Source organism: Spirosoma sp. KUDC1026, assembly GCF_013375035.1.
Classification (GTDB): domain Bacteria; phylum Bacteroidota; class Bacteroidia; order Cytophagales; family Spirosomataceae; genus Spirosoma.
In genome coordinates this window covers 5,511,719-5,529,810 of the sequence record NZ_CP056032.1, presented here as the reverse complement: position 1 = coordinate 5,529,810, position 18,092 = coordinate 5,511,719, and the positions used below count along the sequence as shown (strand labels likewise).

17 protein-coding genes and 1 riboswitch are annotated in these 18,092 nt (G+C 51.0%); of the genes, 2 read left to right on the top strand and 15 right to left on the bottom strand.

The features are described 5' to 3' along the window. Nucleotides 1-44: 44 nt before the first annotated feature. From HU175_RS23295 to hemA, 13 genes are all read right to left on the bottom strand, one after another. The gene (locus HU175_RS23295; RefSeq protein ID WP_176568855.1) at nt 45-1,271 is read right to left on the bottom strand and encodes an ABC transporter substrate-binding protein; all 1,227 of its coding nucleotides are present in this window, start codon (nt 1,269-1,271) and stop codon (nt 45-47) included. Nucleotides 1,272-1,299: 28 nt separating this feature from the next. Next, nucleotides 1,300-1,519, bottom strand: a riboswitch (cobalamin riboswitch). A gap of 24 nt (nt 1,520-1,543) precedes the next feature. Further along, nucleotides 1,544-2,728, bottom strand: a complete 1,185-nt coding sequence (locus HU175_RS23290; protein WP_176568854.1) for an acyltransferase family protein — start codon at nt 2,726-2,728, stop codon at nt 1,544-1,546. A 31-nt stretch (nt 2,729-2,759) separates the two neighbouring features. Beyond that, nucleotides 2,760-3,998, bottom strand: a complete 1,239-nt coding sequence (locus HU175_RS23285; protein ID WP_176568853.1) for an MFS transporter — start codon at nt 3,996-3,998, stop codon at nt 2,760-2,762. Nucleotides 3,999-4,102: 104 nt separating this feature from the next. Continuing rightward, nucleotides 4,103-5,800, bottom strand: a complete 1,698-nt coding sequence (locus HU175_RS23280) for a sodium:solute symporter family transporter (RefSeq protein WP_176568852.1) — start codon at nt 5,798-5,800, stop codon at nt 4,103-4,105. Nucleotides 5,801-6,006: 206 nt separating this feature from the next. Further along, a complete protein-coding gene (locus HU175_RS23275; protein WP_176568851.1) occupies nt 6,007-6,423 on the bottom strand; it encodes a hypothetical protein in 417 nt (138 codons plus the stop codon). A 116-nt stretch (nt 6,424-6,539) separates the two neighbouring features. Then, on the bottom strand, nt 6,540-7,808 hold the full coding sequence (locus HU175_RS23270; RefSeq protein WP_176568850.1) for an MFS transporter: 1,269 nt from the start codon (nt 7,806-7,808) through the stop codon (nt 6,540-6,542). Between the two features lie 63 nt (nt 7,809-7,871). Then, complete coding sequence (locus HU175_RS23265; protein ID WP_176568849.1) at nt 7,872-8,882, bottom strand: hypothetical protein; 1,011 nt, start codon at nt 8,880-8,882, stop codon at nt 7,872-7,874. A 33-nt stretch (nt 8,883-8,915) separates the two neighbouring features. Continuing rightward, complete coding sequence (locus HU175_RS23260; RefSeq protein WP_176568848.1) at nt 8,916-9,416, bottom strand: NADH-quinone oxidoreductase subunit B; 501 nt, start codon at nt 9,414-9,416, stop codon at nt 8,916-8,918. Between the two features lie 73 nt (nt 9,417-9,489). Continuing rightward, nucleotides 9,490-9,960: an NADH-quinone oxidoreductase subunit A gene (locus tag HU175_RS23255; RefSeq protein WP_176568847.1), complete on the bottom strand. Its 471-nt coding sequence runs from the start codon at nt 9,958-9,960 to the stop codon at nt 9,490-9,492. A gap of 45 nt (nt 9,961-10,005) precedes the next feature. Then, nucleotides 10,006-10,617 (bottom strand): porin family protein, encoded by a 612-nt coding sequence (locus HU175_RS23250; protein WP_176568846.1) that lies wholly within the window; start codon nt 10,615-10,617, stop codon nt 10,006-10,008. A 154-nt stretch (nt 10,618-10,771) separates the two neighbouring features. Beyond that, on the bottom strand, nt 10,772-11,332 hold the full coding sequence (locus tag HU175_RS23245) for a YqgE/AlgH family protein (protein ID WP_176568845.1): 561 nt from the start codon (nt 11,330-11,332) through the stop codon (nt 10,772-10,774). A 115-nt stretch (nt 11,333-11,447) separates the two neighbouring features. Further along, nucleotides 11,448-12,041, bottom strand: a complete 594-nt coding sequence (locus HU175_RS23240; protein WP_176568844.1) for a DUF4230 domain-containing protein — start codon at nt 12,039-12,041, stop codon at nt 11,448-11,450. Between the two features lie 110 nt (nt 12,042-12,151). Continuing rightward, a complete protein-coding gene (hemA, locus tag HU175_RS23235) occupies nt 12,152-13,429 on the bottom strand; it encodes a glutamyl-tRNA reductase (protein WP_176568843.1) in 1,278 nt (425 codons plus the stop codon). Between the two features lie 339 nt (nt 13,430-13,768). Between hemA and HU175_RS23230 the strand changes: the two genes are divergently transcribed. Then, on the top strand, nt 13,769-14,962 hold the full coding sequence (locus tag HU175_RS23230; protein WP_176568842.1) for a sensor histidine kinase: 1,194 nt from the start codon (nt 13,769-13,771) through the stop codon (nt 14,960-14,962). 48 nt (nt 14,963-15,010) lie between these two features. Here the strand turns inward: HU175_RS23230 and HU175_RS23225 are convergent, their stop codons facing one another. Beyond that, the gene (locus HU175_RS23225) at nt 15,011-15,556 is read right to left on the bottom strand and encodes a hypothetical protein (RefSeq protein WP_176568841.1); all 546 of its coding nucleotides are present in this window, start codon (nt 15,554-15,556) and stop codon (nt 15,011-15,013) included. Nucleotides 15,557-15,595: 39 nt separating this feature from the next. Between HU175_RS23225 and HU175_RS23220 the strand changes: the two genes are divergently transcribed. After that, nucleotides 15,596-16,693: an acyl transferase gene (locus tag HU175_RS23220; RefSeq protein ID WP_176568840.1), complete on the top strand. Its 1,098-nt coding sequence runs from the start codon at nt 15,596-15,598 to the stop codon at nt 16,691-16,693. Nucleotides 16,694-16,774: 81 nt separating this feature from the next. On the opposite strand, the gene HU175_RS23215 is transcribed toward HU175_RS23220, so the two are convergent. Continuing rightward, nucleotides 16,775-17,926 (bottom strand): sigma-54-dependent transcriptional regulator, encoded by a 1,152-nt coding sequence (locus tag HU175_RS23215; protein WP_176568839.1) that lies wholly within the window; start codon nt 17,924-17,926, stop codon nt 16,775-16,777. Nucleotides 17,927-18,092 lie beyond the last annotated feature (166 nt).

The following is an 18,092-nucleotide window of genomic DNA, read 5'->3' as shown; positions in this document are numbered from 1 at the left end:
TATTGTCTGTTACGTAATAATGGACTCAGTTCCGGCAGCGCCTGTTAGTTCAACTGTTTGTAATAAACCAGCTGGTGTTTGGGAAGTAATTTGGGGTGCATAATTTTGATCAAGTCGGCCAGTACCACGTGCGGGTTTACAGCGCCCGATTCCCAGTAGTCGTTGGCGCCCCGGTTGTTCATGCGCTTGCCGTAGCTGTACATCTGACCCGATTTAAAGGGGGCGAAATCGGCATACCGACTGTCTTTGGCCAATACGTCTTTTTTTGAGCTCACGCCGTTCAGACCGATGTTGAGCCAGTAATCAGCGTTGAGGGCAATGGGATAAACCGCTTCAAAATTCAGGGGTAGACTACCCGTTGTTCGTCGGTTCGACCAGGGGTAGCTACCGCCCGCGTCCAGGAAGAAGCGGGTAATGTAGCTATCGCCGTCGGGTACGAACCAGGCGTCTTTCGCGTTCATCCCGCTGATGATGCTGGGTTTACTGGCAACGTTTCGTGCCAGGGCCGCCAATCGGTTGTACTCCCGTTCGACCTGCGCAAATTTTTGGTTAACCAGCGCTTCTTTGTTGAGCAGGGCCGCCATCAGCTTTACCCATTCGGCCCGCCCCAGAGGGGTCGTTTCTACCCATTCCGAATTGATTAGCACGGGGACTCCAGCATTACGTAATGTCTGATACCGGTTCATTTGTGCGGTTGGGCTGCCTGTTGCCATCAGCAGGTCAGGTTGCAGGCTAACCAGTTGTTCCTCGTTCAGCGTCTGGTCGTGGCCAACTTCCTGCACTTTCCCCGCGTCGATACGCTGGATGACTTTAGGCGACGATACGTATTTCAGATTACCAAGTCCAACAATCTGCTCTTCGGCCTCCAGAAAACCGGCTAGGCCAACGTGCATAGAGGACATGAGCACCATACGTCGAAGCGGAATCCGGATAATCTGGCTGGGTGCATACCCTTTGGGCGCGGGTGTGCCCCGTTGCACCAGTACGTAACGCACTGTATCGGTCTTTTTTTCGAATGGGCTAATAATGGAAACCAGTTTATAGTTTCCAAAATATTGGATGGTGAATCCACGGGCGTAACGAACAGTGATCCGGTCTGGCGTGACCCGGTTGGATGCTGATCTTTTGGATGGTGCAATTGATTGATTCCGAACGGCCGATGGCTGGGCAAGCGTAGAGAATCTGGTCAGACTAACCAGAACGAGACAATACAGAAAAAGGCGGGCTAAATGCGTACGCTGCCCGCTACTGGAGAGATTTTTAGAAAACATACATCGATGAGCCTTTCTGCCGAAAGCTATTGATCAACGCGACAAAGGCAGGTCTTCTGACTTCCCCAGCGCCCCCGCCTTCCCATTCGATGCCGAACAGTGGCTAAGTAATGGAGCGCCTTGATTGTGGGGTTACAGCAGCGGAGACTGTTCCGGATTTTCACCGAGTCGGCAGGCCGACGGATTCCCTATTAAAACAAGTTCGTTTCAGTCAGAAACGAACTGTTACCTCTGTGCTTTATACGGCAAAAGTACAATAAATAAGCAGACGCCTATACCCGCTCCGGGTTAGCAACTTTGACGGGTTTATCACCGGGGGCAAAACGGTCCTTTAGTTTCAGGAACTGCTTCTCGAAATACTCGTAGGACAGCCAGGCTACCAGCGTCGTGAGGGCATAACTGGATACGTAAAGCATCACCGAAAAGCCTGTGCTGTAGGGTATGAACTGCCGGATAACATACAAGCAAAGGACGATAACAACGGGGTGGTACATATAAACGCCGTACGAAATCTTGCCCATGAATGTGCAGAACCGGTTTTCGAGGTTGATGATCGAATTCGGATTACGCGCCAGGTTCATCAGCAGAAAGACGAAAAACAGGGCGTACCCTTCGTAATTCAAACCCGGAATCCGGTAGCCTGTTGCCAGCAGATAGACCAGTATAGCGTACACAACCACCTGCACCCACTTCTTATATAGAAAGGTTAGAACAGGATGCTCAATGAAGATCAGGTAAGCACCGATGCCGCCAATCGCCATTGCGCCGATGCGAAAATGCGCCAGAAAATCGGAAAGAAGCAGTTGGGTAGTTCCGGCGGTGGGCTGTATTGAGCCAGGACCGAAACGTATCCAGAAAAAAGCTCCTGCCAGGATGAGGGCAATACTGCCCAGTATCAATAGCGTTCGGCGTGGACGTACGCTGCCGATCAGCCACGGCCAGATCAGGTAAAACTGCTCCTCGACACCAATCGACCAGGTGTGGGAGCTGAACGGCATTTCGTGGTACAACGTAATGGCAATGTTGGGCATTACCAACAGGAAAAATCCCAGCTTGGGCCAGAAGTAATCGTAAGTGTGCTCCGACCAGCCCGGTACGTATAGCGCCGGAATATGAGGAAAGACAAAGAAGCTCAGCCCGATAATCAGGAAATAGAGTGGCCAGATGCGCAGAATCCGGCGGACGTAGAAATTACCCGTGGCAATCCGGCCTGCGTATTGCTTTTCGGCCAGGAGCAGGTACGTAATAAGAAAGCCACTCAGCACGAAAAATAACGCTACCCCCAGCCGACCAGCCTGGTAAATCTGCGGATACTCGTTGGTGCGGTCAAAGGCGTCCGTAAAGCCAAAGATTGATTTGAACTGCTCGATGTGGTGAAATACCACTGCCGATGCGGCAATAAAGCGAATGCCGTTGAAACTAGGGAAGTACACCTGTGCCGGGGAGGCTGGACGCATGGTGTTGGGCAATTGGTTGAAAAAAATAGACCTAAAGTTCTACATAATCCAAGTCTTTGCCAAATGTCTCGTCGAGTTGGGTGAGCGACCAGAAGCCTACCGCGAAGCAAACTGCCGATACAACAGCCCCAGCGCCAAGTACGCCAATAAGCGGTTTCATAGCCTGAAAAGCAGGAATGGAGATCAGCGTTGTGGCCCGTACGTTGTTGGCTACCGACGTGGTAGCTGTTGAACGCAGGTTCGTGCCGAAACTCTCGGCGGTGATGGTCAGGAACATAGCGATGTAACCGATCCCAAAACCCATACCCATGCAGATGGCATAAAAAGCATCTGTCGTTTTGAGAATACCTGAGAGATAAACACCCACAAAAACCAAGGTCAGCCCCATCATCAAGCCGATTGCCTGTCGACGTGAGCGGAGGTACTGGCTGAAAATACCGCTCAGCAAATCGCCAACGACGATACCAATGTAGGTAAACATGACGCAACGACCCGGCGGCACGGCGGCTTCCAGCCCCATCGCCTGGGCAAACTCGTTGCCGAACGTTGCCAGCAGGCCAATGACCAGATAGGTTGGTAACGAAATTCCCATGCAATAAACGTAACGCATCAGCCGCTCACGCGGACTAAACAACGACCAGAAGTTGCCCCGGCTCGTAGCGGTTTGCTGTACGCGGGTAAACATGCCCGACTCAAAAATGCTCACCCGTAGCAACAATAGGCCCAGCCCCAGGCTACCACCGATGAAATACGTCGTACGCCAGGTATACAGCGTAACGGTGAAGTAGGCCACTACCGCTCCAAACAGGCCAACGCTGGCCACCAGCGAGGAGCCATAGGCGCGCAGTTCCTTGGGCAAAATCTCATTAACCAGCGTAATACCGGCACCCAGTTCACCCGCCAGACCAAAACCGGCTACGAAGCGTAACACCGAATACAAGGTGGGGTCGTGGACAAATCCGCAGGCAATATTTGCCAGCGAGTACGTCAGAATCGAGCCGAATAATACCGACAACCGCCCCCGCTTGTCGCCTAGAATACCCCACAGAATCCCCCCCAGCAACAGACCGGCCTGCTGGAAATTCAGAATCCGCCCCCCAATCAGCGAAACGTCTGTATTCGATAAGCCTAGTTCCTGTAAGCTCGGTACGCGGACAATGTTGAACAGCAGTAAGTCATAGACATCGACAAAATAGCCCAGGGCAGCCACAATAACGGGCAGTGAAAACAAGGGACGGAGCGAAACGGAAGGCGGGGCGGGTTGGGTCATGCTGAACTGCGAAAATGAAAGAATAAAGAACCGAAAAGAGCCTCAAAAATACGTGCCTTTACCAGCATGTATTTTTGAGGCTCCCAACGAAAACCAGCGACTAACTACCAGAACCGGACGTAGAGCGCCGAGATGATGAGCATCACAACCGTAATGAGCGCGACATGATTTGGGGCCAGACGGAACATGCTGGCGTCGATCTGAAACGCTTTTTTGCTGATCGCTGGGCCGGCTAGACTAATCGCCACCATCAGCAGAATCGTAAATACGAACGTCCAGCCCATGCAGATCAGAAAGGGAATCTCGTAACCACCATTACCAGTTGGGTAAGCAGTATAAAGAATTGTGTCATTCCCGAATAGGGCAGGAGCGTAGTTGTTGAATAGAATCGCCAGCGCAAAGCTGGCCAGAATACCGATTACAGCGGCTGAGCCGGTTGTCCGCTTCCAGAAGAAACCGAGAATGAAGACAGCAAAAATACCGGGGCTCAGGTAGCCCGTATATTTCTGAATAAATGTAAAACCACCTTCGGCGCCAATGCCCAGTGTATCCTGCCAGGTCAGACCGATCGATACCAGCATCGCAGCCAGAATCGTAACCCGGCCGGCCCAGACCAGTTGTTTTTCGGAAGCGTCCTTGCGGATATATTTCTGGTAAATATCCAGGGTGAAAATCGTCGAAATGGAGTTGGCTTTGCCTGCCAGTGAGGCCACGATAGCGGCTGTCAGGGCGGCCAGCGACATGCCGCGCAAACCCGATGGCAGGAACGATAGAATCGCCGAATAAGCGTTATCGGCCAGAAGCACACCGTTCGGTGCCATTTCCTGTTGCAGGCTTCCGTTCTTGTACAATACGTAGGCAGCCATACCAGGAACCATAACGATGAGCGGCATGAAAATCTTCAGGAGAGCCGCGAAAAGAATACCTGTCCGGGCCGTTTTCAAATCGGCCCCCAACGCCCGTTGCGTAATGTACTGGTTACAACCCCAGTAGTTCAGGTTCACGATCCAGATACCGGCAACGTACATGCCAATGCCCGGTAGCGTCAGGTACTTGTTGATGTCGGCCTGCGACGCGTTCGGACCTGGCTTTTCGTAGATCATGTGAAAATGGTCTTCTGCGTCGTTCATCATGGCTTTGAAACCAGCAATAACGTCGTTGCCGAGGCCAAACTTTTCGCTCACCAGCGTCATCGCGATGTACGTCGTTACCAGACCACCAATGACCAGTACCAAAACCTGGATAACGTCCGTGAAGCCAATTACTTTCATCCCGCCCAGCGTAATCAGCAGGGCAAAAATGCTGAGGCCGATAACGATGGCGTGAAAGTAATCCGGTCCCGCCAGGTTACTGATTGCCAGTGCACCTAGAAACAGAATTGATGTCAGGTTGACGAATACGTATAAAAAAAGCCAGAAAATGGCCATAATTAGACTGACAGTCTCGTTGTAACGCGTCTTCAGGAACTGCGGCATGGTGTAGATGTGGTTCTTGAGGTAGATGGGCATGAACCACACCGCCACAATGATGAGTGCGATAGCCGCCAGCCATTCGTACACCGCTACGGCTACCCCGAAGGTGAAGCCATTTCCCGACATGCCGATAAATTGTTCGGCCGAGATGTTCGACGCAATCATGGATGCGCCAATGGCCCACCAGGTGAGCGATCCTTCGGCCAGGAAGAAGTCTTTGGTATCGAGGTTGGTCGACTGCTTTTTCTTGTAAATCCAGTATCCGTAGGAGGACACCCCGATAAAATAGAGAAAGAATATAATGTAATCAATCAGGCTTAGCTGGTTCATTGCGGCACGCAGAAATGAGTTTGGATAATAAGCGGTAAAAAAGCAATTATTTCTTGAAAAAGACGAGATTTAGCAAAATCATTTCCTAATAATTCTGTTTTCTGCCGATATGTCATACACATGAATACGGTTTGTTTGTAGAGCCGGCAGACAATAAAAAAGCACGGAACGAAGTCCCGCGCTGGTAAGCCAAAAGAAAAGAGTATTTACTTCATCGTGACGAAACGGGTAGCCGTTTGCTGAACCACCGTTGGCGTGGTCAGGTTGAACGTAACTTCCTCGGTCTGATTTCCGCTCGATAGCCGGAACGTGTATTTCCCGTCGGGAATTCCGCTCAGATCGAATTGCTGACGATACGTGTTACGTTTGCCTGCTTTTTGGGGGAGCGTTTCGGAGAATAACTGTTTGCCGCGTTCGTCGTATAATTCAACGTTGATTTTGTCGGTCAGCTTAAACTTCTCAAGGTGTAACCACACTTTAGACGTCGCAGCAGCCGGATACATGACGGCTGCGAATGATTTCTGAGCGGATGGTGAGCCATCAATTGGGCTCGCCGATGCAGCAGTGAAGATAGTAAATGCTACAAGTAAACTGCTGGTAATCAGACGGAAGTAAGTTTTCATGGGAGTGCGATTTAGTTAGTGTTACAGAACTGAATTCACTCCAATGATGCACTTGACCAGGCGTAACGCTGCCGTTTAGGAACAACGGCCGATTCGGCTGATGGACGGCGAAAAGCTTAATCTTCCAGGTAATTCAGGTCCTTGCCGTGCGTCTCAGGTATGCTGGCAATGGAATAAAAACCGATGAGAAACGCGATTAGACCAACGACGGCGCCCGAATTGATAACGCCTATGGGGGACTTCAAGACCTGATACGTCAGCGTCATCGGAATAACCAGCCCCCGTACCATATTCGGAACAGTCGTGGCAGCTGTGGCGCGGAGGTTGGTGCCAAACTGCTCGGCGCCAATGGTAACAAACATGGCCCAGTAACCAATACCAAAGCCCATAACCAGGCAAAGACCATAGAGCAGTGTGGCTGTCTTAATGCCGAAAAACAGATAAACGACGCTGAAGATCAACGCTATGCTCATGAGTACGGCAACGCCTTTTTTCCGGGAGTGCAGTGCGTGACTAATGAAACCGCTGCTCAGGTCGCCAAGGGCCAGACCAACGTAACACCACATGATGGCGAGACCCGGCTGAATTTCGTCGGGAATTCCCAGCGCGACCCCGAATTCGTTTGAGAAGGTTGACAGAATACCGATGACAAACCAGGTCGGCAAACCAATGCCGATACAGCGTAGGTAACGCCCCAGCCGATTCGCGTTGGTGAAGAAGGAAAAGAAGTTACCGCGGCTAACGCCTACCTGCCCCGTTACGTCTTTGAAGATACCGGATTCAACCACACCAACCCGCATCAGCAACAGGCCAACCCCCAGTAAACCACCCACGAAAAAAGCCATCTGCCAGTCGAACAGCTTTACGGTAAAGTAAGCCACAACCGCCCCCGACAAACCGATTCCGGCAACCAGGGAGGTACCAATGGCCCGTTTTTCCTTCGGCAGAATCTCGCTGACCAGCGTAATACCCGCTCCCAGCTCACCCGCCAGGCCCACGCCCGCAATAAAACGCATGATGGCGTAGTACGTAGCCGGGTCCATGAACGTAACGTTTTTAACGAAGCCGCAGGCAATGTTGGCAATGGAATACGTCAGGATCGAACCGAATAAAACCGACAGGCGACCTTTTTTATCGCCAATGACGCCCCAGAGAATACCGCCGATCAGCAAACCGCCCATCTGCCAGTTCATTATGGCTGTACCGACCGAGGAAATCTGTTCGGCATTCAGACCGAGGTCCTGTAAACTCGGCACCCGAACAATTCCAAACAGAAGCAAATCGTAGATGTCAACGAAGTAGCCAAGGGCCGCTACGATAACGGGTAAACTAAATAGACCAGCTTCGACGGTCTCGGATTTTTGCGGAATAGTTGGAACAGCCATGCGGCAGAATTAATTGAAGACATTCAACAATTCTGCAATAATACGAAATGACCAAAGAAAGCACTACTCCTTGTCGGTTGGTGTACCCGTCTCAGGAGAGTACATGCCGGCACTGTCCGGGGCGGGCGAGTCACCGGATGCGTCATCGGCAGCGATTGCTGTATAGGCGGACTCATGAGTAGGAATAACCGTCGGTACGGGTCGAGCGACGGGTGCCGGCTTTGGCAGAATTTTATACACGTTGTAGGCCAGTCCCAGCGACCAGACTTTCAGGGCTGCCCGAACGAAAATAACAGCCTGCTGTACCAGAAAAAGCAGGCTAATCGTCAGCCAGCCACTCATCGTTACATGCTCTTCAACCAGAAAATACAATCCGAAAACAGCTGTACCGATCAGAATCAGCAACCAGTAAAGACCATACGTTTTTCCCGGATTTTTCAGAACCAGCCGACCGGCGCGACCAAAGGCCCGAAAGGCACGTTGATCGTCCTCTTCAAAAAGAATCACCTTTGCGTAGTCACCGACACAAAGTAGCAGTGTCGTTGTGAGCATGAACAGCGCAAAGGCAGTGATACCAATCCAGAACTGACCGCGTTCGGTGAGGGGATCGCTCACGGCCATGATTGCCAGACTGCCCGCAAGAACCCAGATGATGGTGTTGACCAGCACAAAGAGAATTGTAACGCCTGCAACTTTCAGAAACCGGCCAAAGTAGTGGCTACAGGCCTGCCAGAACGTACCAATATGAAACCGGGAGCCTGCCTGAGCCTGGCAGAAGAGGATACCCCCTGAGAAGAAAACGCTCAGGAAAAGATGGAATACACCCAGCCAGCGACCAACGCTAAAGAGCGGGTATAGCGTTTGCTGACTCTGCCGCATGAAATCGGAAAAGACAGTATAGTCGAAGCCATCCAGCAGCTTTATGAACTCCAATGAGTCGTGATATTCCGATTTAAGCGTGTTGTAAAACGGTAGCGCGGCCAGTAAACCGAGCACCAGTGTCACAGCATACAGAAACCCCACCAGCCGCAGCAAGCCGAGGAGTTGGCGAAAAGATACAGACAGGGCGTTCATGGGTAAGGCGCCAGAAGAGTAGAGTTCGAGGAGTTATTCCGCCGAATGTACAACATCTTTGGCTCCCAAGAGCGGATGTTCAGTTCTGATTTTTTCCTGTAGTTTCAGGAAACCATCGATCAGCGCTTCAGGGCGGGGGGGGCAACCCGGCACGTACACATCCACCGGAATGATTCGGTCAACGCCTTTCACGACGTGGTAGCCGTGCTGCCAGTAGGGACCGCCACAGTTTGAGCAGGACCCCATCGAAATAACGTAGCGGGGCTCGGGCATCTGCTCATACAGCCGCCGGATACGATCGGCCATTTTGTAGGTAACGGTGCCCGACACGATCATAATATCCGACTGGCGGGGGGAAGGCCGGGGGAAAATGCCAAACCGCTCCAGATCATAAGACGACGCAAACGACTGCATCATTTCGATGGCGCAGCAGGCCAGGCCAAACGTCATGGGCCACAGCGATTTTTCCCGTGACCAGTTCAGAAGTTCTTCGGAGTGCATCAGAATGATGCCCGCGTCGCCGGATTTATCCATGTCGATCGATTACGTAAAACAGCGTCCTTCTAGGCAACCACAACTGAGCGTGGATCGGTTCCTGATCAGAAGTCTAGCGTCGTTCGTATTTTTTGTTGACTTGCTCGTAGAGAGTAGTTGGAACGCGCGTATCTGTAGTCGGAGTTTTTGGCTGCGGCTTCACCCAGTCCAGGTACCCTTTCACCCACACGTAGGCTAAACCCAGCGCTAGAATACCAACAAACAGAAACGCTTCAGATAAGGCAAACCAGCCCCAGAGCCCATCCGTTTCAGCGATCAGGTCAGCCCGTCCGAATACAGTAGCCCAGGGGAACAGAAATACCAACTCCACATCGAACAGCACGAAAACCAGCGCAATAACGTAGAAGCGGATGTTGAACTGAATGTTGGCGTTACCAATCGGTTCCTCGCCCGATTCATACGTACTGTTTTTCTCCACGTTTGGGCGATCCACACGTAGCAGTTTTGCGCCGAACAGAATCAGGCTCAGGAAGGCAAAAGCCGCCAGAATAAACAGCAGAATAACGCCAAAGTCAGACAGCATAGGCCGGGTGAGACTAGTGATGGGCCTGGTAAACAGAGGCCGTTCTTACTTCTTTTTCTTCGGGTACAGGTTGTACACGATGGATGCCTGCAACTGCCGGTTCAGGTACGTTGCCTGCGCCACGGGCGATACGTTGGCAAATCCGTACACATACCGTACGTGCAGACTGAATTTGTTCAGCATATCCAGAAAATCGTAATGCGCACCGACGGCCAGGCTCACATCGTATCGGTTGCCGGGTCCGTTGGTCTTTCCGGCGTTCAGAGCATAGCCAAGTTCCGGGCCCGCCTGCAAGGTCAACCCCTCGGTTGGAATGTACCCCAGTAGCAGCGGGACATTGACGTAATAGTAGTTGATGGCAGTGGTCGTACGCTCGGTTTGACCCACAATGGGAGTTTGAAACGTAGCGCCTTTCATGGCCAGCAGAAGTTCGGGCTGCGCCACAAATTTATGGTATCTATACCGATACATAGCCCCAATGTGCGGTTGCAGACTCCGTTTGGGAATGTTGGCATTAACCCCTGTAATATTAATCTGACTGAGGGCTGCACCAATTTTTAAACCGAAATGACCACCGACCGGATTGTCACTCTGAGCGCTGGAAAGAAGCGGGAAAGTAAAAAGAGAAGAAAGAAGAAGTAGTCGAAAAAAATGCATACAGGCTTTGATTGGAAGATAATTCACCTTCCGATAACGCGTGATCTTAGGAAACATTGGACGATTTGCCGGGGCCAATCCATCTGATGCTGCCAAACTGCCCGTAAAATTGGTTAAAAAAAGTTAAGAAGCCGCTAACCCCTCTAGCCGAAGGTTAGTTGAGCCGGGGATCGACGGGGTAGTGGGCAATGGATTTGTATTCGCCACCCATCCGTTTGAGCACCCCGCGCCAGAACTGATCAACGGGCGTATCGAACAGGAAACTGGCATCGGCCTGGCTGATGATCCACGATTTTTTCAGTAATTCATCGGCTAGCTGACCCTCGCTCCAGCCCGAGTAGCCAATAAAAAAGCGGGCATCGCGCTCGGTCAGCGTTCCCAGATTGACGGCGCGCTTAATCTGCTCGAAATTGCCGCTCCAGTATAAGCCTTCTGCGATCCGGATGGAATCGTCGATAAGGTCGGGGCGACGGTGAATAAAATGCAGGGTGTTTTGCTGAACCGGCCCGCCAATGAATAGCGGGAGGTCAGCCTGAACTTCGTCGATTACATCACCCAGATGAATATCCGTTGGCTGGTTCAGAACCAGCCCGAACGTACCGGCGTCGCTGTGTTCGCAGACCAGCACAACGCTGCGGTCGAAGTTATTATCGCCCATGAATGGCTCAGCAATTAACAGGTTGCCATTTGTGATGCGAGGAGCTTTTGCGTTCATAGGTAGACGAGTGTTTAGGTGTCACATGGAGGCAAAACGGGAAGCTGATGTGTCTCTTCCCGTAGATCAGATATCCAACGTAGGGGTATTCTCAAAAACTGTACCCGAATCGGCGCTATCTCGTGAAAATAAGACCTACTTTTTTACCGGACAACTGGCTCAACAAAGGGAGTAGCATTCGGTTAGCGTTCTGCCGGGTCTGCTCCAGGATTCCACCATCAAGCGCCGATTGCCGGATCTGTTTTTCGGCCTGCTGGTAGGCGTTGTCCACCAGTTTAGATTCCTCCAGAAAGGTAAACCGTGTATCGTACACTTTGGAATGATCGTGGTTGATACGCCAGTTGCATAGTTCCGGTGCTGGCAGCCGAATCGTTAACGAATCATTCTCAAGTACAATATCACTGGGCTGTATCTTCGTCAGATCGACGCAGCCAGTGGCCTCTCCTTCAACGACCAGAATGGCATTGCCATTGGGCAGAAAGGTGTTAATCTGTTCGTGTTCAACGATATCTTTGAACGTATATTTGACCAGTTCCAGTTTGCCCAGCGCCGTCACTTCTTTCAGGACGATACGCTGCGTTGTCGTGTCGTTCCGCCGGAAACGGCTCAACGCGTCGCTGCCGCGAACCAGTTCCCAAAGCGCAATCAGGCCAATCACCAGCAGCACAACAATAAATAACCGAAGTAAGGTACTAAGCAATCTGGACATTAAGCGCGAAACAAACCTGACGATAGTGGTAAAATAAGAACTCCCAAATCAATAACGATTTGGGAGTCCGGAACGTGTAAAAAAACGCTTTATCGTATACCTTACGCCAATCAGGCGGGTTGTTTTTCGAGGTCAAAGAGATCGTTTAATACGTCGATCAATGTTTCGGCTTCTCCGCGTTTGCAGGCTGCTTTGAGCTGCAGTACAGGTAATTTGATGATTTTCTGCATAATACCCCGTGTAATTTTGTCGATTTTCTCCGACTCGTTGGGGGTGAGGTGCTTCATGTGCCGGGCTACTTCGTCGCGACGAATCTGCTCCAGCGCGTTTTTCAGTTTGTTGATCGTCGGCGAAACAATCATCTCTTTCGACCAGTCACCAAATTCACTAACCGCCTGATCGATGATTGCTTCCACCTGCGGAATAGCGGCCAGCCGCTGGTTCAGCGCTTCGTCAGTCCGGTTGCGGATGTGGTCAATGTTGTAGACCAGCACGCCCGGAATCTGCTCGACAGTGGCATCAACGCTACGGGGTACCGACAGGTCAATGAAATATTTGTAAGTCAGTACGTTGATCTCGCTGAGCGAAGCCGGCGTAAAGAGTGGCTCGTCGCGCATTACCGACGAGATAATCACATCGGCCCGGCGAATCTCGTTCGTAAGGTCAGCAAAGTCAGCCACCCGAAAACCGTGTTCAGTTGCGATTGCTTCCGATTTTGCCAGCGTGCGGTTACAAAGGGTAATGTTGCTCAAATCCTGACCGGAAACGGCATTTGCTGCCAGATTCTTGCAGACATCAGCGCCAATCTCACCCAGACCAACGATCAGCACGTTCGGGCGGTGGTGGTTCCCAACCAACTCGTCGATGAGTTCAACGGCTGCGTACGAAACCGAGGCCGCTCCGTCACGGAATGAGGTTTCCTGAGCAACGCGCTTGTTGGTAAAGAAGATGGTATGCATCAGCCGGTGCAGGAATGGCCCCGCCATATCCAGATCGGCCGACCACTGATAGGCTTGCTTTACCTGATTCGGGATCTGCATGTCGCCTACAACCTGCGAATGCAACCCAACGCACACTTCAAACAGATGCCGTACAGCCGCATCGTGCGTGCCGAAGAACTGAAAATAGGGTACGTACTGGTCAGTATCCGTCAGCCCTTTTTCGATAAGCAGGAGCTGAGTAATCTCAGTATTGAGATCCTGCTCAAACGCATAATATACCTCCGTACGGTTACAGGTCGAAACAACCAGCAAGTCCGAAAGCCCAAAAAAGTCGCGCAGGCGCAGCATGAGCCGCTTAGCTTCGTCTTCGTTGAGTGCAATTAGCTCCCGAACACGGAGAGGTGCCGTTTTATGGGATAGGCTAATCGATTTGAACGTATCTAACATTTCAGAAAATCACAAGGAACGGCAGTTGCCAATACAAAAATACGGCGCAATCCCGGAGATAGAAACGCCGGTCTGCGTTGGTTATACTATTTAGAAAGTATCCAAATAACTTTGATCTTTCTTCCCTCAATCCTATTTATCTGATTAACACCGCTCATCGAGTCCGCGTTCTGCGTTTGCATCAAAATTGACCGTTTTTTCGTTTACTAAGGGGGTAAATTTGCCAATTGGACAGTTTTGCACTTGGCTGGGTTTAATGAGCGAAAGGCCAGTGTGTTACCGAAAGGGAACAATGCTTTTAGTCAACGGTCGTTGGTTACCCTCACCACACAACACAGTATGCTGAAGTCATTTGATATTTACAGCCAGAATAATATTCTCAAGATCATTGTGGCCCTCAACCTGCTGCTGGTCGGAACCGGATCGTTGCTATACACAAACCGCCTGATTCGGCAGTTGGAAGATCGGGAGGAGCACTATGTACAGTTGTACGCTAAAACCATTGCTTACTTGGTTGATCCGGCCCACTCCGACGCCGGTGATCTGACTTTTGTGACCAGCGAGATACTGGAAGCTAACCGGTCAATTCCAGCTATTTATGTAAATCCGGACGGGCAAGTGGCTCAACGTCGGAATATTGATACGCCGGAGGGACTCAGTGAGGAAGAAGATAACAAGTTTATCCGGCAGAAAATCGCTGAAATGCGTAAGAATCACATTCCATTGCCTGTTGATATGGGCAATGGTGTGCGGGGATTAGTCTACTATAATAATTCTAAGCTGCTACGTAAGTTAACTTATTTCCCTTACGTGCTCTTAGCCATTCTGACTGCACTGGGTGTGCTGGCTTACCTGGCGTTCAGTTCGTCGCGCCGGGCCGAGCAGAACCGGGTTTGGGTGGGACTGGCCAAAGAAACGGCTCACCAACTGGGAACACCCATGTCGTCGCTCATGGCCTGGGTGGAGTTCTTTCGGTCCGATCCCGACCAGTATGATACGTCTATTACGGACGAGATCGAAAAAGATGTCATGCGTCTGGAAACGATTACGGCCCGTTTCTCCAGCATCGGATCGGTGCCCACGCTGAAAGAGGAAACAATCAACGAAGTCGTTAAACAATTCGCCGACTACCTGTCGAAACGGATTTCGACGAAAGTAAAGATGAGCGTAGCCAGCCAGATTCCGGCTGGTCAGCAGGTGAGGATCAATAAACTGCTGTTCGAGTGGGTCATCGAAAATATCTGCAAAAACGCCGTCGATGCCATGAAAGGCGTGGGCGAACTGCGGCTGAATATGCTATTGTTACCAAACAAACAGGTGGCTATCGACATCACTGACACCGGGAAAGGGATTTCGAAAGCAAACATGCAGAAAGTTTTCTCGCCGGGGTTCAGTACTAAAACGCGGGGGTGGGGGCTGGGCCTGACACTGGCCAAACGAATTGTTGAAGAATACCACGACGGGCGGCTGTTTGTCAAAAGCTCCGAGGTGGGAAAAGGTACCACGTTCCGAATTGTGCTGGATCAGGCATAAAAAAAAGTCTGCCGGTAGGGGCAGACTTGTACGTCAAAAATGATCGGCTTAGCGCTGGAAGGGAACGGTAACCGTGTCGGTTTCGATGACGTTGCTCACGTTTAAATCCCGGTCTCGAATCTGAATCTGGAACTTAACCGGATAAAGCCGGAAAGAGGTCCCATACTGAAATGTCGAGTTGAAATCCAGCGTTCCCTCAATCGGTCCTGCCGGCCGGCCCTTGGCCAGGTTGGGGAAGATCAGTGTCTGGTTGACAGCGAGAGGAACTTCTTCATAGCGGTTATTCACCAGTCGCAGGGTCGTAATCTTGTAGTTTCCCCAGCCGCCGTTAGACGCATACCGGGCCGAGTCGGCTTTGGCCAGAGGTAAATCGTTACCCAAGTTGCCATCGCCATCGCGGAAACCAATGGTAATGACGACCGAATCCCGGCGGCTCTGCCCAACGCCCGTTCCCCCTGCCAAATTCTTGTAGGGGAAAACGGCGACACTGGTAATTTCTGGTGTATTGGAATAATTAGGCTCGTTGAAACAGCCCATTGCCAGCAGGGCAATACCCAGGATAAAAAGATAGGGTTGAATTTGTTGCCGTCGCATACTGTTGTACTCGTGTTGCAATAAAACGCTTTTACTGTTTTGTCTTTTTTATCAACGCTTCCGGACGACGTATTCGCCCGGCGGCAATCGCTCCGCGAACAGATTCTGACCGTTACCGACACTACGTTCGATGAACTGACGCTAGCGGTGTTTCAATACCAGGCTGCGTACAACCCTGTGTATCGCGAATATCTTCGTTTATTGAATAGCTCGCCCGCTACGGTGACAGAAATTCGTCAGATTCCGTTCATGCCCATCAGCTTTTTCAAGACCCATTCTATTCTGACAGGGTTGCAAGCCGATAAAGATATGTTGGATGCTCCGCTGACGTTTGCCAGTAGCGGGACAACCGGTCAGCAGACGAGTCGCCATCTGGTTGTCGATCCTGAGTTATATGATGCCGTCAGTGTCCGGATTTTCGAGGAGACGTATGGCCCCCTCCGCGATTTCCATATCCTGGCGTTGTTACCATCCTATCTTGAACGAAATAATTCGTCGCTGGTGTATATGGTTCAGCGATTTATGGCGCAGATAAATCCTGACAATACTGGTGGGTTCTATTTGAACAACTATTCTGAATTAACGACTGAATTGCGCCGGCTGGCAAGCCAGCGTAGCGAGGAGTCTGATTGGAGAAAGCGGGTCCTGCTGATTGGAGTAACATTTGGGCTGCTGGACTGGGCCGAGGATACTCAAGAAGATTTGTCGTTCCTGAAAGAGTTTGGTTCGGACCTGGTTGTTATGGAAACGGGGGGAATGAAAGGTCGTCGGAAAGAACTGCTTCGGGAAGAGGTACACGAAATCCTGAACCGGCAACTGGGGATAAAAACCATTCATTCTGAATACGGCATGACCGAGCTGCTCTCGCAGGCGTATTCGATGGGCAGCGGAGTTTTCCGCAACAGCGCTACGTTACGGGTGCTGTTGCGTGATATAAACGACCCTTTCTCGATGTATGACGAGGGAAATGAGCGTCGGTCGGGGGGAATTAATGTTATCGACCTGGCCAATCTGGATTCCTGCTCGTTCATCGAAACGCAGGATCTGGGGCAGTACGTCGAAACCGACGGTAGTTTCCGTGTTATCGGCCGCTTCGATAATTCCGACGTGCGAGGATGCAACCTGATGATTTCATAAGGAGCGAATGAGTGAAAGAATGAAAGAGCGAATTAGGCGTCAGCAATCTTTCGCTCTTTCATTCTTTCACTCATTCACTCTTTATGCATATAGCTTGACATCTTCCAGCGTGATATCGTCTCCGCACATGATGACCAGACGCTCGACTACGTTACGTAGCTCGCGGACGTTACCGGTCCAGGGCAGCGACTGCAGGTAGGCCATAGCGGGTTGCGTCAGATTTTTTACCGGCGAGCCATACTCCCGTGCGATGTCGTGCAGAAATTTATTCGCCAGCAGGATAATGTCCGACCGGCGTTCAGCCAGGGGCGGTACGTGAATGACAATGACACTTAGGCGGTGGAATAAATCTTCACGGAAATTACCATTGGCGATCTCCTGACGCAGGTCTTTGTTGGTAGCCGCAATGACCCGTACGTTGACTTTTACCTCCTTATCGCCCCCAACACGGGTAATCTTACTTTCCTGCAGAGCACGCAGTACTTTTGCCTGTGCCGACAGACTCATGTCTCCGATCTCATCGAGAAACAGCGTTCCACCGTCGGCCTGCTCGAACTTGCCCGTCCGTTTCGCACTAGCTCCCGTAAAGGCACCTTTCTCGTGGCCAAATAGCTCACTCTCAATGAGTTCGCCAGGTATTGCTGCGCAGTTCACTTCAACCAGGGGCATATTGGCCCGGTTGCCTTTTTCGTGAATCTGTTTAGCTACCATCTCTTTACCTGCTCCGTTGGCGCCGGTTATCAAGACCCGTGCTTCGGTAGGTGCTACGCGATTGATGGTGTCCTTGACGCGCCGGATCGGCTCTGACTCGCCAACGATTTCGTTGATCTTATAGATCTGTTTCTTGAGCGTTTTGGTTTCCTGAACCAGTTTGGCGTGCTCAATGGCGTTGCGAACCGTGATGAGCAGCCGGTTCAGATCGGGTGGTTTGGTGATAAAATCGAAGGCGCCCCGTTTTGTTGCTTCAACGGCGTTATCGACGTTACCGAACGCTGAAATCATGACAAACTGAGCGTTGGTGCCCATTTCATTTGCTTTGAGCAGCAGTTCCAGACCGTCCATTTTGGGCATCTTGATGTCGCATAACGCTACGTCGTAGGTTGTGCGGGAGATCATATCAAGCCCTTCTTCGCCGTCTTTGGCTTCGTCCACATCGTAGCCTTCGTATTCTAAAATATCGCGTAGAGCTGCCCGAATGCTTTTCTCATCATCCACGATAATCAGTTTGGCCATAAAGAAGCGATATTATTGAAGTATGGGTTAGTATACCCCGAAAGTAGGCGTTTTACTGATCTAACTACAATCGGATATGACCAAAAAAATGTTTATTTTGACGTAATGGGATCGATCTGGTGCGAAACGACAATTTATTAGTTGCGTAATCGACTCCGATAGAAAC

What these genes read in the sequence shown, in the direction of transcription:
- HU175_RS23295 (WP_176568855.1), bottom strand. Translation starts at nt 1,271, where the DNA reads ATGTTTTCTAAAAATCTCTCCAGTAGCGGGCAGCGTACGCATTTAGCC.
- HU175_RS23290 (WP_176568854.1), bottom strand. Translation starts at nt 2,728, where the DNA reads ATGCGTCCAGCCTCCCCGGCACAGGTGTACTTCCCTAGTTTCAACGGC.
- HU175_RS23285 (WP_176568853.1), bottom strand. Translation starts at nt 3,998, where the DNA reads ATGACCCAACCCGCCCCGCCTTCCGTTTCGCTCCGTCCCTTGTTTTCA.
- HU175_RS23280 (WP_176568852.1), bottom strand. Translation starts at nt 5,800, where the DNA reads ATGAACCAGCTAAGCCTGATTGATTACATTATATTCTTTCTCTATTTT.
- HU175_RS23275 (WP_176568851.1), bottom strand. Translation starts at nt 6,423, where the DNA reads ATGAAAACTTACTTCCGTCTGATTACCAGCAGTTTACTTGTAGCATTT.
- HU175_RS23270 (WP_176568850.1), bottom strand. Translation starts at nt 7,808, where the DNA reads ATGGCTGTTCCAACTATTCCGCAAAAATCCGAGACCGTCGAAGCTGGT.
- HU175_RS23265 (WP_176568849.1), bottom strand. Translation starts at nt 8,882, where the DNA reads ATGAACGCCCTGTCTGTATCTTTTCGCCAACTCCTCGGCTTGCTGCGG.
- HU175_RS23260 (WP_176568848.1), bottom strand. Translation starts at nt 9,416, where the DNA reads ATGGATAAATCCGGCGACGCGGGCATCATTCTGATGCACTCCGAAGAA.
- HU175_RS23255 (WP_176568847.1), bottom strand. Translation starts at nt 9,960, where the DNA reads ATGCTGTCTGACTTTGGCGTTATTCTGCTGTTTATTCTGGCGGCTTTT.
- HU175_RS23250 (WP_176568846.1), bottom strand. Translation starts at nt 10,617, where the DNA reads ATGCATTTTTTTCGACTACTTCTTCTTTCTTCTCTTTTTACTTTCCCG.
- HU175_RS23245 (WP_176568845.1), bottom strand. Translation starts at nt 11,332, where the DNA reads ATGAACGCAAAAGCTCCTCGCATCACAAATGGCAACCTGTTAATTGCT.
- HU175_RS23240 (WP_176568844.1), bottom strand. Translation starts at nt 12,041, where the DNA reads ATGTCCAGATTGCTTAGTACCTTACTTCGGTTATTTATTGTTGTGCTG.
- hemA (WP_176568843.1), bottom strand. Translation starts at nt 13,429, where the DNA reads ATGTTAGATACGTTCAAATCGATTAGCCTATCCCATAAAACGGCACCT.
- HU175_RS23230 (WP_176568842.1), top strand. Translation starts at nt 13,769, where the DNA reads ATGCTGAAGTCATTTGATATTTACAGCCAGAATAATATTCTCAAGATC.
- HU175_RS23225 (WP_176568841.1), bottom strand. Translation starts at nt 15,556, where the DNA reads ATGCGACGGCAACAAATTCAACCCTATCTTTTTATCCTGGGTATTGCC.
- HU175_RS23215 (WP_176568839.1), bottom strand. Translation starts at nt 17,926, where the DNA reads ATGGCCAAACTGATTATCGTGGATGATGAGAAAAGCATTCGGGCAGCT.